The sequence below is a fragment of the Candidatus Phaeomarinobacter ectocarpi genome (assembly GCF_000689395.1).
GTDB classification, from domain to species: domain Bacteria; phylum Pseudomonadota; class Alphaproteobacteria; order CGMCC-115125; family CGMCC-115125; genus Pyruvatibacter; species Pyruvatibacter ectocarpi.
In genome coordinates, this window is sequence record NZ_HG966617.1 from 941,109 (window position 1) to 954,686 (window position 13,578).

The window sequence follows — 13,578 nt, forward strand, 5'->3', positions numbered from 1 at the left end:
GGCTAGGCGTTTTCAGCAACAGCTTCTTTTGCTGCGGCCACAAGCGGTAGCGTGAAAGTTACACACGTGCCTTCACCGGGGGCGCTTTCTATTGAAAACGCGCCGCCATGTAGCTCTACCAGCGAGCGCGATAGCGCCAGGCCGAGGCCCGTTCCCTCATGGGTCTTGAGGTAGTTGCTTTCGACCTGTTCGAAAGGCCGGCCTAGATTGGCAAGGTCAGCTGCATCAATCCCAATGCCGGTATCCACAACATTGATGGATACATGACCCTTGTCTTCATCGTGCTCGGCATCAATGCTGACGGTACCCCCGGCAGGCGTGAACTTGATGCCATTGCTGACGAGGTTCAACAACACCTGCTTGATGGCACGTTTGTCCGCATGGATCACAGGCACGTTTCCAGCCTCTGCCAGTAGGGTGACCCGCGCATCATCTGCCCGCCCGGACACCATATGCATTGTTTCTTCAAACACGTCGGCAAGGGCGACATCTGCAAGGTCCAGCTTGTGCTTGCCGGCTTCGATTTTGGACATATCCAGAATGTCATTGATGACCTCCAGCAGGTGCTGCCCGCTGGCATGGATGTCGGTTGCGTAATCTTCGTATTTGTCAGCACCAAGCGGCCCGAACATCTGCTTTCGCATGATTTCGGAAAAGCCGATGATCGCATTGAGCGGTGTGCGCAGCTCGTGGCTCATATTGGCCAGGAACTCCGATTTTGACCTGTTCGCAGATTCAGCTTTGGCTTTTGCACCAGCATATTTTTCAGCCAGTTGCACAAGCTGGCTTGCCTGCGCCTGAAGCGTGCGACGCGACCCTTCAAGATCCGTCACGGTCTCAGAGAGCACTTCGCCTTTGCGGATGAGCTCTGCCTCTTGATGCTTCAGAGCTGTAATGTCGGTTCCCACAGACACAATGCCACCATCACGCATGCGCCGTTCGCTCAGGTGCAGCCAGCGACCACCCGGCAGTTTTACTTCGAGGTTCTCTGGATCCGTTGCATCCGCCATGCGTCCTGGCAGCAGCAGCTCACCTTCAGCGCTGCGCAAATCAAGGTCGCGGGCTGTGGTACCAGCAGGAACGGCGTCCCTATTGATGTTGTGGAAGGCGCGGAACTTTTCGTTCGCCAGAATGAGACGACCCTTGCCGTCCCATAGCGAAAACGCCTCAGAGATGCTTTCTACGGCGTCCCGCAGGCGGGCGTTGGCCATACGCTCACGGGCTTCGGCCTGCTTTTGCTCAGTGATATCGATGGCGATGCCCACGAGGCGCTGTGTGTTGGCGGTCAGGCCACGCCAGATCTGGCCTTTGGCGCGAACCCAAATCCAGTCACCGGATGAATGGCGCAGGCGGAATGTTGTGTCATATCCAAGTGTTCCACGGCGCACACTGTCTTCGACCTCCTGGAGAATGTGACGGTCTTCTGGGTGCACATAGTTCATGACCTGGTCCGGGCTCAGACGTGCCGCGCGAGGCTGTTCGCCAAGAAGCGCGAACATCGGCGCGGACCAATACAGGCGGCCCGCCGTGAGGTCCCAGTCCCAGATGCCACAGCGGGCGCCTGCAAAGGCAAGTTCAAACCGTTGTTCACTGTCTTTTAGAGCGATGTCAGCAGCGGTCTTGCGTTCAATCTGGCGGACCATGCCGCCTCCAAGAACGCAGATGAAAAAGGATGCCCCCGCCATCAGAACAAGATGAAACGGCAGTGTCGCGTACCAGTCTGCAAGAGCGGAGCGAATAGGGATAAAAACAGCGACTTGTTGGGTGTTGCCGGTGACGACAGACCGCGCCTCTATGCCCGCGGACGCACCCGGTGAGGATGTGGTACCCGCCGGCTCACGTGTGACCATCACACCGGGGCGTAGATCAAGGGACGAAATGCGAGCGTTGAATGACTGCGTATCAAGAGTGCCGATGGAGGCATCGCCGGCCAGAGCCTTTGCGAGGGCGGTCGCATGGTTGTTTGCTTGTGCAAGGCCTGCCTGATAGTCAGCGCGCAGTTGCCATGCAGCAATCCCGTTGAAGGCAACGAGCACAATCGCGGAAAACAACAAAGCCCAAAGACGTGCACGGCTCTCATCAACATCGGGTCGCAGGGCGGTGTCCGTCCTTTGATCGCGGGATGAGAATATGCCCGCACTCCAACCGGCAATGCGACCACCAAGGCTTTGCTGTATGGGCGCCATCGGACCGGCAGATGTTGAGATTGATCCGGTAAACCGCGCTTCGCTCATCGTCCCTGTGCTCCCCGCGCATGGGAACTGAAACAGTCCCCGCAGGCTGAATTCAGCCCGCCCCACAATGCGAATCGTTACTGATGATTCGCAATGTGGAGTCCGGCTGTCCACAACGGGCGACAGGGCCGCGTTAACTTTTCGTTAAGGGGCTGAATTGTGTGGCAGTTGAGACTCACGATTCGCCGCGCGCGAATTCCACGCACCGCATTTCACTTCTTCTGACTCGCGATTAGCCACTACGCAATCATGCGGGTTGCTATCTCATAGACGTCTTCTGACAGTTTTCCGCCATCCAGCAAATCACCTACGGAGCGCACCGCCTCGGATTTGCGGGCATCATCGTAGACACGCCAGCTCTTGAGTGTGCCCAAGAGGCGAGCTGCCACCTGTGGGTTGATTGGATCAAGATCACGGACCACCTGAGTCAGCAGACGATAGCCACTGCCGTCGCCTGCATGGAAACGTACAGGATTTGATCCGGCAAATACGCCGATGAGAGATCTGACTGTATTGGGCCGTTTCATGGAGAAGTCTGAATGGTCCATGAGAGCTTCTACAGCTTGGCGCGTGTCTGTTCGGGAGGACATGGCCTGCAGCGAAAACCACTTATCAAGTAGAAGAGGGTCACCGGCGGCGCGTTCATAAAAGGCATCAAAGGCAGTTTGACGTTCCTCACGCTGCATGTGCGTGAGCGTTGCCAGTGCCGCTTCCATATCAGTCATGTTGTTGGCGGAAGAAAACTGTACAGCTGCAATCCGCGCAGAGTTCTCGTTGCCCAGACCCGCGTAAAGTCGAAGGCATGCGTTCTTCAAGGCCCTGCGGCCTGCCTGGTCTGCGTCAGGGCTGTAGGCTGCATTGGACTGAAGCTGTGAGTATCGATCCAGCAACAGATCGCCGAGCTGGTCTGCGACCGCTGACTGCAGGTGCTTTCGGGCATTGTGCACGGCATCTGCATCTACGTTCTGGCCGATATGCTGCGCCAGCTCCGCCTCACCGGGGAGATCAAGCATCATGGCTGCGAATGCGGGCTCCAGACTGTCGTCCTCCAACACATGCCTGAGCGCATCTGCGTATCGGGTGCCGCGCCGTGGTCTGTCTCCGGCGCTCATGGCGCGTGTGATGTTGACCAGAAGTTCGCGGGCATAGGTCTGGCCAGCTTCCCAGCGTGCGCAAGGGTCCGGATCATGGGCCATCCGGAACAGCCAGTCTTTGTCTCCACCATTCGTGGTGAGTTTTACCGGCGCCGAGAATCCGCGAAGGACCGAAAGGACCGGCGGCGAGGTGACCTTCTCGAAGGTAAAAGTCTGTTCGTATCCCGTCAGCTCAACAACGGTTTGCGTCTCTGCGTCGCCGTCTGTGTTCGTGTCGGAAAGATGCAGCGGCAAGCTCGTGCCGTCCTTGCCGATCAGCCCCATGGCAAGCGGAATGTGCAGCGGGGCTTTGGCGCTCTGGCCTGGTGTTGGTGCTGTCGATTGCGCAACAGTCAGGTCGAAGGTTTCGTCAATCGGTGAGTACTTTCCCGACACAACCAGTTCGGGGGTACCGGCTTGATCATACCACCGCTTGAATTGTGCAAGGTCACGACCAGATGCATCTTCCATCGCAGAGATAAAGTCTTCGACGGTCGCGGCGCGCCCGTCATTCTTTTCGAAATAGGCGTCCATTCCGTTCCTGAAGGCGTCCGGGCCGATGAGCGTCTTCAACATGCGGACGACTTCAGCGCCTTTTTCATACACGGTCGCTGTATAGAAGTTGTTGATCTCAATGTAGCTTGACGGCCGCACCGGGTGGGCCAGTGGGCCGGCATCTTCCGGGTATTGATGCGCCCGAAGCGTCTTGACGTCTGCAATGCGCTTTACCGGCCGCGAACGCATGTCGCTGGAGAACTCCTGGTCGCGGAAAACCGTAAGACCTTCCTTCAGGCAGAGCTGGAACCAGTCGCGACACGTGACGCGGTTACCGCTCCAGTTGTGGAAATATTCGTGAGCGATAATGGCCTCGACATTGGCATAGTCCGCGTCAGTTGCTGTGTCCGGGCGCACCAGAATGTATTTGTCGTTGAAGACATTGAGGCCCTTGTTTTCCATGGCGCCCATATTGAAGTCTGAGACAGCAACGATGTTGAAGACATCAAGGTCATATTCCCGACCGAACACCTCTTCATCCCATCTCATGGAGCGCTTGAGGGAATCCATCGCGTAGGCCGTACGGTCAGCTTTCCCATGCTCCACATAGATGCCCAGCGCGACATCACGTCCAGACATCGTGGTGAAACTGTCAGACACGCAATCAAGATCGCCGGCGACCATGGCGAACAGGTAGGCCGGTTTGGGGTGCGGGTCGTGCCATTCTGCAAAGTGGCGACCATCCGCAAGATCGCCCTGCGCAACCTGGTTGCCGTTGGCCAAAAGGATGGGGCATTCAGTTTTGTCTGCTTCCAGGCGAACCGTGTAGATGGCTAATACATCCGGACGATCAGGAAAATAGGTGATGCGTCGGAAGCCCTCTGCCTCACACTGTGTGCAGTAAACTCCGTTGGATCTGTAAAGACCCGTAAGGGACGTGTTGGCCTGAGGGTCACATTCGGACTCGATGACAAGCTCATGCGGCTCCGCCGTTACATCATGGAGCGTCAGCTTTGATTCAGAGACGGTGTAGGCATCGCAACCAAGCAGTTGGCCGTCCAGTGAAACGGAAATGAGCTGCATCCGTTCACCGTCCAGCCCGATGGAGGTGGTGGCGGCGGCTTCGGGGTTTGGCTTCAGCTTTGTTTTTGCCGTTACCCGTGTGGCTGTCGGTGCGAGCTGAACATCGAGTGTGACTATGTCCACCAGCCAGGGTGGCGGCGTGTAGTCAGCAAGATGTACCGGTGACGGGGCAGGGGGCATGGCGGGCGATGTGCCCTCAGTCAAAGCGCTCAACGTATTTCCACTGACTATTGTACAATTCGCGTCCAAATAACGGACGCGTACTATAGGCGATGGGATGCAGGATAAAAGGCGAACTTGTTGGCGCTACGCGACGGTCTCTTCAGAAAGTCCATCAGGGTCCTGCTCAACAGCTTTGAGTGTCTGTTTGGCGTCCTGAATAAGGCTCATCAGCTCGTTGGAGATATTCTCCGGCTGATCTTCCGCATAGCCCACCAGCTCACGTGTCAGCCGATAGAGACGGATGCTGCCTGAAATGAGACGCGCCTGAAACTCGATGCGCTCCGGGTAAAGGTCATATTCAGAACCTGGTACACGCCAGCCACCCCAGTCGTTTTCACCTGTGACCACAATTGGATAGGTACCTGGATGGGGGTGATGGCTGCACTCGTCGGGCTGCTGCCACTTGTTTTTCCCGCGCATGACGCGCCAGTTCTCGCCGTCATAGCCGGAGACCTGTTCGGACGTGGCTTCACTGGCCAGTTCTTCCGCACCGAATTCGCGGCCAAGACCCACGTCATAGGTAATGCGGATTGGTTCTTCCACGTCCTTTACCCATTGCGGCAACACGTGCTCAATCTGAGCCCAGGTGCCGACGGGTTTGACGTAAACGCGCTGGTTCTTGTGGAACTGCGCCTTGGCCATGGTTCTGCTCCGCATGCGGTAAAGTGAAGGTCGTCAACCGTATGAGCATGGCACAACCCGAGTTAAGGCCGATTTAAGCCACTCTGTTCAATTGCCTCGGAAATCAGCCAAAAACCGCAGTCACGCAGACTTTTTGAACCCCGGCCAGATGCTTTTGAGCTTAGCAAAGCCAGCGTCGACACCACTGCGTGCATCCGCCATCAACGTATATGCGACAGGGACGACCACTAGTGTAAGGGCGGTGGATGACGTCAGACCGCCAATGACCAGGAATCCCATCCCGTTGCGGAACTCGGCACCCTGACTGACTGACATGGCCACCGGGATCATGCCGCAGATGGTCGAAAGGGCTGTCATCAGCACCGGGCGCAGACGGACCGGGCCTGCCTCTCTCATGGCGTCACGAGCGGACATGCCACCATCATGTGCCTGGTTGGCATAGTCGATGAGAAGAATGCCGTTTTTCATGACCAGCCCCATCAGTGCAAGCAGACCGATTTGGGCAAACATGGTCATCGTTTCACCAGCCAGGTAGATCGCGATGAAAGCACCCACAAACGAGAGGGGTGCTGTCAGCATGATAACCAGGGGCTGCGTGAAGCTGTTGAACTGGCTTGCCAGGATCATATACAGCGCGACAAGGGCAAGCATGAAGGCAAAGCCAATAGCTTCTGTCGTTTCCTTCATTCGCTTGGCTCTGCCTTCCGCTGTCACGGTGTAGTTTTGCGGCATGCGGGCTGAGTCAATGATGCGTTCAAACTCGGCTGTCGCGTCACCCATGGCAACGCCCGGGCCGGTATTTGCGAAGATTGAAATTTTGCGAGAGCGGTTTGAGCGATCAATTTGTGCGGGTCCTGCCTCAACATTGAACGCGGCCAGATTGGCAAGATCAATCAGCTCGCGGTCTGAGGCGCGAACCTGAATGAGCTCGAGTTGGTGCAATTCATGACGTTGGTCTTCCTCAAGTCGGACGCGCACATCATAGCGTTGGCCGAACTCTTCGAAGGTCGCTACGTCAACACCACCCACAAGGGCACGCACCGTGTCAGCGAGCGAACGCACAGGAACCGATAGGTCGGCGGCCCGCACACGGTCTACGATGACCTGGACCTCAGGCTTGCCTTCTTCAAATGAGGTTTTGATGTCGCGGAAAATTCCCGCTTCTCTCATGCGCGACGAAATCAGATCCGTACGCTGGCGCAGTACATCAAGGTCGGGTCCCGACATTGAGTATTCGAGTTCAAAGTTGGTAAAGCCACCGCCGGATATCCAGGGAACATCGGTGAGGGAAATGTGGGTCGTTTCCGGAGCGGCCTTCAGCATGGCAGCGCGTGTTGCATCCATGATGGGAATGAACCCCACGTCTCGATCACCCTTGGCTGTTAGGGCAATGTAGAACGATGCCTGGTTGACCCGCTCGCGGCTGTCGCCACCAACCGTAAAGAAGACAGATCTGACATTCTCAACCCGGCGGATTGATGCAGCGGCCCGGCTTGCAACTTCGCGCGTTTGTTCCACGCCTGCACCAAATGGCAGCTCAAGCTGACCCAGAAATTCCGAACGGTCAGCCCGTGTGTCAAAGGCGGATGGCACGAGACCGGCAACAAAAACGCCAAGCACCATGGTCGCGCCAGCAAGCAGCACGATGATCCAGCGTTGTGCCAAGGCAAAATCGAGAAGGCGTCCATAGATAGCTTCAAGGCGCACATACGCATGGTCAAAGAACTGACCGATCCGCCCAAGACTGCCGTCTTCGTTTCGCTCGAGAAAACGCGCGCATAGCATCGGAGTAAGTGTCAGCGAGCACATGAGCGACACACCGACCGAAAACACAATTGCCAGCCCATATTGGAAGAAGAACCGACCGACGATCCCATCCATAAAGGCAATGGGAACAAAGACCGCGGCAATAGACAGGGACCCCGAAAGAACTGCCGGGCCGACTTTCTTCACGCCTAGCGACGCCGCCTGCATGGGCGGATGGCCATCCTCAAGCTGACGGTGAATGCTCTCCAGGATAACGATGGCATCATCAACCAGCAGCCCAACCGCAACGGACAGAGCCATAAGCGTCATCATGTTGAGCGTGAAGCCCATTACGTAGAATGCAAAGAATGTGGAGATCAGTGCCGTTGGCATGGCAATGGCCACGATGGCTGTTGCGCGCAACGACAAAAGAAAAGCCAGTGTGACAAGCACAACAAGGATGACGCCAAGCCCGATGTCGCCAAAGACATCATTCACAGAATCTTCGATGAACTTGGACGTGTCGCGCGCTGCAAGCAGACGCACACCTTCAGGAGCTGTTTTTCTGATTTCAGCTAGTTGCGCCCGAATGGCCTGAGCCACTTCAACGGTGTTGCGGCCAGACTGCCGTCGTACCTCGAGACTGACCCCCGGCTTTCCGTCGAGTTCAGCGTAGGACCGCAAATCTTCCATGCCGTCCTCAACGCGGGCCACGTCGCGTACTCGAGTGGGCCCGGTCTCGCGGAACGCGACAACGATGTCGCCAAACTCTGCGATGTTCTGAACTTCACCCTTGGTCTTAACTGAGAATTCCGACCGCAGACCGACCGTATCGAGACGCCCACCTGGGATTTCAGCGTGCTCACGGCGCACCGCATCTATGACGTCCTGCGCCGTTACGCCGTAGGCGCGCAGGCGCACAGCATCAAGCCAGATGCGCACTTCCCGGTCACGACCACCAACAAGTCGAATGGACCCGACACCCGGAACGCGCTGTAGTTGCTCCTTCACAACACGGTCTGCATAGCGGGTGATCTCGCGCACGGGCATGTCGCCGGAAATCATGACCGACATGATCGGCTGCGCGTCCGGGTCCACCTTCTGTACGATTGGCTGCTCGGCATCGCCCGGGAGGTCACCGACGGCGAGTGAGACCTTGTCGCGCACATCCTGCGCTTTGACGTCCACATTCTCGTCGAGACCAAACTCGATATTGACGGCGCTATGACCTTCGGAGCTGATGGAGCGCAGGCTCTCTATGCCTGAAATCGTGTTGACCTGCTCTTCAACAGAATCCGTAACTTCAGTTTCAATGGTCTCCGGGGCGGCCCCTTCAAGAAGGGTTGTAACCGAGACATAGGGAAACTCGACGCGTGGGAAGAGGTCAACGCCGATGCGGCCAAGAGAAATCCAGCCCAGCACAACAAATGCGCCAACCAGCATGACTGCAAAGACCGGGCGTCGAATGGAAACGTCTGAAATCCACATGGTTCTGCTCCCGCCTAAGCTGGTTCGTCGGTTGTGACGGCAGCGATTGGTTCTCCGGGGGCGGATACAATTACCGGATCATCCTCAACCAGCGTCCGTAGTCCCGGGCCCGACAGAACTTCAGCTCCCTGAGACAAGCCCTCCAGCACCACGACGCGTTCAGCGTCCAGCTGGGTCGTCCGCACCGGCCTGCGTTTGGCAATCCCGTTTTCCTCCACGAACACATATCGTTGTTCTTCAAAGCCGAGCACAGCACCACGCGGAAGGGTGAGGACCTCGCGGGCGGGTGGATAAATCAGGGCGCGCGCAAAGGAACCTGGCTTGATGCGATAGTCGTCATTGGCGATACCAATGCGCACTTCGATGGTGCGCTTCACCGGATCTATGAAGTCATTGATGCGGTGGATTTCACTTTCAAACTCATCATTCAGTCCGTCGATAATGACCTTGGCGCGTGTACCAACCTCAAACTTTGACAGGTGCACTTCAGGGACATCCACGATGGCCGCGACGATGTGTATCTCCATGATCTGAACCACGCCGGATGGTCCCATCATACCGCCGCCACCCATGCGGGTCGCCATGAAGGTACCCTCATGCACATTGCGTGCGGTGATCACGCCATCAAAGGGTGCTTTGACAATCGCATCTTCCAGAGCCTGTTTGATCTGCCCGAGCTTTGCTTCTGCAATGCCAAAACGGGCTTGTGCGGATTCATGGGCGGCGCGGGACTTATCCAGAGCACCGGCGGAGGCGTTACCCCGCTTGTGAAGTTTGGAAATGCGGTTGAAGTCGCGACTGGCCTGCTTTGCGGTCGCGGATGCGAGTTTCAACTCGTTTTCAAGCTCTGAGACTTTCAGCTTGAGTTCTGTGTCGCGGGTGCTGAAGAGAGGCTCGTCCTTTGAGACACGCTGCCCGACCCGGACAAATATCTCTTCAATGATGCCATCAACCCGGGGACCAAGGTCTGTACTCTGCAGAGGAGCCATTGTACCTGTCCCGACAATGGGCTGCTCGATGCTTATCTTCTCCACGACCGAAGACGCCATGATGACTGGATCCGGAGCCGTTTCCAGACTGGCAGCGTCACCGCCACCGTCACCACATGCGGAAAGCGCAACGGCCAGTGCCGCCGCGCTCAGAAGAAATGCTCTGGTACTCATCACCATCATGTCCCATTGATTCAAGCTGAATGGCCATAGCCAAATCTGTACTTTTGTATTCACGCATAATATATCCGTGGATACAATATGTCGGGCTCTTCTTGATCCAGCCAAAACCGACTGTATCGCCGGGAATGATGATGCCTAATGCCGAAACCCACGCTGAGCGTGCCGCCGCAGACATGACAAACGAGCTCAGCCTTGAGGGTGAATTCGCCTGGTCTGTCTATGATGTTCAACGGCTGATCGGCAGATTGTTCGACAGACGGATGCGGGAGATTGGCCTGACACAGGCCCAGGGCAGGGTGCTTGCCGCGTTAAGGCGCACCGACGGCCAAATTCAGACGGCCCTCGCAGACATGTTGGATATGGAAAGGGCACCATTGGGGAAACTGGTGGACCGGCTGGAAGAAGCAGGTTTTGTCCGCCGCAAACCGGACGCACAGGACCGGCGGGTAAAGCGGGTCTATCTCACACAAAAATTTGCGTCAGTGGCCGCTGAAATGGTCTCACTTGGTGAGGAGATATTTGACCCGGCATTGCAGGGGATTTCAGTTGCTGAGTTGGAGCGCGTGACAAATGCTCTGCTGCGCATCAAGACCAATCTCATGGCTCTTGATGAGGCCAATGGCGAACCAGCGACCTAACCTCTCAAATTACCCTTCAACCGCTTACAATGCAGCATGACAGGCTGACGCTACGTCAAACCCGTTTGGGCACGGGTAAACCCAAAAATGCCCTTTTCATGGCCTTGCCGCGCGCTAGTTTTTGCCTCAGAAAACAAGGGCTAGCGCTCTGTCGACGGTCGTCCGAGTGCCACAAGAGGTTCAAACAAAGCAGACGCGCCAGTCCGCAATGCAGGATTGTTCAAGCGCGCATGTATGAAATCAGCAGGGTTGAGGAAATAGATCATGAATTTTGATTTCTCCGATGACCAGAAGCTCCTGAAAGACCAGGCAGCAAAATTTCTGGCGGACAAATGCAAGCCGGAGGATGTGCGCAAAATCCTCGAGAGCGATGCGCCTTATGACAAGACGTTGTGGCAGGGCTTGGCCGAGATGGGATTCCTGGGAACAACAATCCCGGAAGCTTATGGCGGGCTTGGACTTGGCTATCTTGAGCTCTGCGTGATTGCGGAAGAACTTGGCCGCGCATGCGCGCCGGTGCCGCTTTCATCATCTGTGTATCTTGCGTCCGAAGCGATCAACCGTTTTGGTTCTGAAGAGCAAAAACAGGCTTGGCTGCCAAAGGTCGCATCCGGCGAAGCCATTGGCTGCTTCGCCTTTGCTGAAGGTGTGCAGGCACCGACCGCGCGGACCATCACCACTACTTTGTCAGGGGGCAAGCTTTCGGGCACCAAACTGCCTGTGGCGGATGGAGACGTCGCCGACTTTGCCGTGGTTGTTGTGAAAACAGGGTCGGGCACGAGCGAAGGGGATTTGTCTCTTGCTCTGGTGGATCTGACCGGAGCGGGTGTGTCCCGCGAAACCGTTTCGACAATCGATCCAACCCGCAGCCATGCAACCATCACCTTTGACGGCGCTCCCGCAGATCTGCTGGGCAAGGAAGGCGACGGCTGGTCCGCGACGCAGGACGTGATGAACTGTGCAGCGGTCCTGTTTGCGTTTGAGCAACTGGGTGGCACGCAGGCAGCTCTGGAAATGGCCAAAGGCTATGCGCTTGATCGCTATGCATTCGGTCGTCAGATCGGCTCGTACCAGGCCATCAAGCATAAGCTTGCCGACATGTATGTGAAACTCGAGCTGGCTCGTGGTCATTGCTACTACGGTGCCTGGGCGCTCTCCACAAACTCACCTGAACTGCCACTGGCGGCAGCTGGTGCGCGCGTGGCAGCGACGGAAGCTTTCCGCTTCGCAGCGCAGGAGAACATCCAGACCCATGGCGGCATTGGCTACACATGGGAAGCCAACACTCAGTTTTACTATCGCCGTTCGAAACTTCTGGGCCTTGCCCTTGGTGCCGTTGGTGGTTGGAAAGAACGCATCGTGCGGCAGCTAGAACAGCGTAACGCCGCTTAGGAACCCGCACTCAGATATTTTGACAAACCAGGAGGTCCATCATGGATTTCGACGATACCAAAGAAGAAGCCGCCTTCCGCAAAGAGTGCTACGACTGGCTCTCACAGAATGCACGGCTCAAGTCAGCGTCCGGCGAGAATTCACGCAATCGCAGCAACATGTCCGACGATGAGTTGGTGAAGCGCGCGAAGGAATGGCAGGCCAAGAAGGCTGCAGCCGGCTACGCGCAGATTACATGGCCCAAGGAATGGGGCGGCCGCGGCGGCACGCCCATCGAGTCGGTCATCTACTCGCAGGAAGAAGCCAAGTTCTCCGTTCCAGGCGGTGTCTTTGAAATTGGCCTTGGCATGTGTGTGCCGACCGTAATGACTTACGCAGACCCAGAAACCTGCAAGCGGGTTGTTGGCCCGGCTTTGCGCGGTGAAGAAATCTGGTGTCAGCTCTTCTCAGAGCCCGCTGCTGGTTCTGACGTCGCAGGCATCCGCACCAAGGCTGAAAAAGACGGTGACGAATGGGTCATCAATGGTCAGAAGGTCTGGACGTCAGGTGCCCAGTTCTCTGACTTTGGCATCATCATCACCCGGACAGACCCCAATGTGCCCAAGCACAAGGGCCTAACCATGTTCTGGCTCGACATGAAGTCGCCAGGCGTTGAAGTGCGTCCAATCAAGCAGATGTCCGGTGATTCAGGCTTCAACGAAGTCTTCTTCACCGACGTACGCGTGAAGGACAGCCAGCGTCTTGGTGAAGTTGGCCAGGGGTGGAAATCCGCCATCACAACACTGATGAACGAGCGTCTCGCTGTCGGCGGTGGTGCCGGCGCTGGTGACTTTGGTGAATTGCTCGCGCTTGCTCGGTCTACCGAGATGGAAGAAGGGGCAGCCATCGCCCAGTCTTCTGTCCGTGAAAAGATCGCGGACTGGTATGTGGAAAGCCAGGGACTGAAGCTGAACCGCTTCCGCACCATTACAGCGCTTTCCAAGGGCACGGCCCCTGGTCCCGAAGCATCTATCGGCAAGATCGTATCCGCTCCGAAGATGCAGGACCTCGCTGCCTTCGCCATGGATATGGAAGATATGGGCGGCATCATTACCGACCGCAGCATTGCGCCGCTCAACGGTGGCTTCCAGGCTCAGTGGTTCGGCGCAGCGGGTTACCGCATTGCCGGCGGCACTGATGAAATCCTGCGCAACATTGTGGCGGAGCGTGTGCTTGGTCTGCCGCAGGATGTGCGTGTGGACAAGGATGCAGCGTTCAACGAACTGCCAAAGGGCAAGTAGCACAACATCATGTGAGTTGTGGAAACCGGCCCGGAGAGCAATCTCCGGGCCGG

The 13,578-nt window shown here is 56.8% G+C and carries 8 protein-coding genes; 3 read left to right on the forward strand and 5 right to left on the reverse strand.

The annotated features are described in order from the left end of the window. Window positions 1-2 precede the first annotated feature (2 nt). From BN1012_RS04470 to BN1012_RS04490, 5 genes are all read right to left on the reverse strand, one after another. A complete protein-coding gene (locus BN1012_RS04470; RefSeq protein WP_052534572.1) occupies window positions 3-2,234 on the reverse strand; it encodes a PAS domain-containing sensor histidine kinase in 2,232 nt (743 codons plus the stop codon). A 239-nt stretch (window positions 2,235-2,473) separates the two neighbouring features. After that, window positions 2,474-5,158 carry an aminopeptidase N gene (gene pepN, locus BN1012_RS04475; RefSeq protein WP_320408871.1) on the reverse strand — a complete coding sequence of 895 codons (2,685 nt, stop codon included), beginning with the start codon at window positions 5,156-5,158 and terminating at the stop codon, window positions 2,474-2,476. Window positions 5,159-5,251: 93 nt separating this feature from the next. Continuing rightward, window positions 5,252-5,809, reverse strand: coding sequence for a hypothetical protein (locus BN1012_RS04480; protein WP_043948696.1), 558 nt, complete (start codon window positions 5,807-5,809; stop codon window positions 5,252-5,254). Window positions 5,810-5,929: 120 nt separating this feature from the next. Further along, window positions 5,930-9,043 carry an efflux RND transporter permease subunit gene (locus tag BN1012_RS04485; protein WP_043948697.1) on the reverse strand — a complete coding sequence of 1,038 codons (3,114 nt, stop codon included), beginning with the start codon at window positions 9,041-9,043 and terminating at the stop codon, window positions 5,930-5,932. A 14-nt stretch (window positions 9,044-9,057) separates the two neighbouring features. Continuing rightward, window positions 9,058-10,206, reverse strand: coding sequence for an efflux RND transporter periplasmic adaptor subunit (locus tag BN1012_RS04490; RefSeq protein WP_171815909.1), 1,149 nt, complete (start codon window positions 10,204-10,206; stop codon window positions 9,058-9,060). Between the two features lie 140 nt (window positions 10,207-10,346). Here BN1012_RS04490 and BN1012_RS04495 point away from each other — a divergent pair, with 140 nt between their 5' ends. The 3 genes from BN1012_RS04495 to BN1012_RS04505 all read left to right on the forward strand — a co-directional run bounded on the left by BN1012_RS04495 (window position 10,347) and on the right by BN1012_RS04505 (window position 13,525). Next, complete coding sequence (locus BN1012_RS04495; RefSeq protein ID WP_171815910.1) at window positions 10,347-10,853, forward strand: MarR family winged helix-turn-helix transcriptional regulator; 507 nt, start codon at window positions 10,347-10,349, stop codon at window positions 10,851-10,853. A 264-nt stretch (window positions 10,854-11,117) separates the two neighbouring features. After that, window positions 11,118-12,245 carry an acyl-CoA dehydrogenase family protein gene (locus BN1012_RS04500; RefSeq protein ID WP_043948699.1) on the forward strand — a complete coding sequence of 376 codons (1,128 nt, stop codon included), beginning with the start codon at window positions 11,118-11,120 and terminating at the stop codon, window positions 12,243-12,245. Between the two features lie 41 nt (window positions 12,246-12,286). Next, the gene (locus BN1012_RS04505; RefSeq protein WP_043948700.1) at window positions 12,287-13,525 is read left to right on the forward strand and encodes an acyl-CoA dehydrogenase family protein; all 1,239 of its coding nucleotides are present in this window, start codon (window positions 12,287-12,289) and stop codon (window positions 13,523-13,525) included. The last annotated feature ends 53 nt before the right edge of the window (window positions 13,526-13,578 follow it).

Excerpts from the sequence above, each read along its gene's own strand:
- BN1012_RS04470 (WP_052534572.1), bottom strand. The coding sequence starts at position 2,234 with ATGAGCGAAGCGCGGTTTACCGGATCAATCTCAACATCTGCCGGTCCG.
- BN1012_RS04505 (WP_043948700.1), top strand. The coding sequence starts at position 12,287 with ATGGATTTCGACGATACCAAAGAAGAAGCCGCCTTCCGCAAAGAGTGC.
- BN1012_RS04480 (WP_043948696.1), bottom strand. The coding sequence starts at position 5,809 with ATGGCCAAGGCGCAGTTCCACAAGAACCAGCGCGTTTACGTCAAACCC.
- BN1012_RS04495 (WP_171815910.1), top strand. The coding sequence starts at position 10,347 with ATGCCTAATGCCGAAACCCACGCTGAGCGTGCCGCCGCAGACATGACA.
- BN1012_RS04490 (WP_171815909.1), bottom strand. The coding sequence starts at position 10,206 with ATGAGTACCAGAGCATTTCTTCTGAGCGCGGCGGCACTGGCCGTTGCG.
- BN1012_RS04485 (WP_043948697.1), bottom strand. The coding sequence starts at position 9,043 with ATGTGGATTTCAGACGTTTCCATTCGACGCCCGGTCTTTGCAGTCATG.
- BN1012_RS04500 (WP_043948699.1), top strand. The coding sequence starts at position 11,118 with ATGAATTTTGATTTCTCCGATGACCAGAAGCTCCTGAAAGACCAGGCA.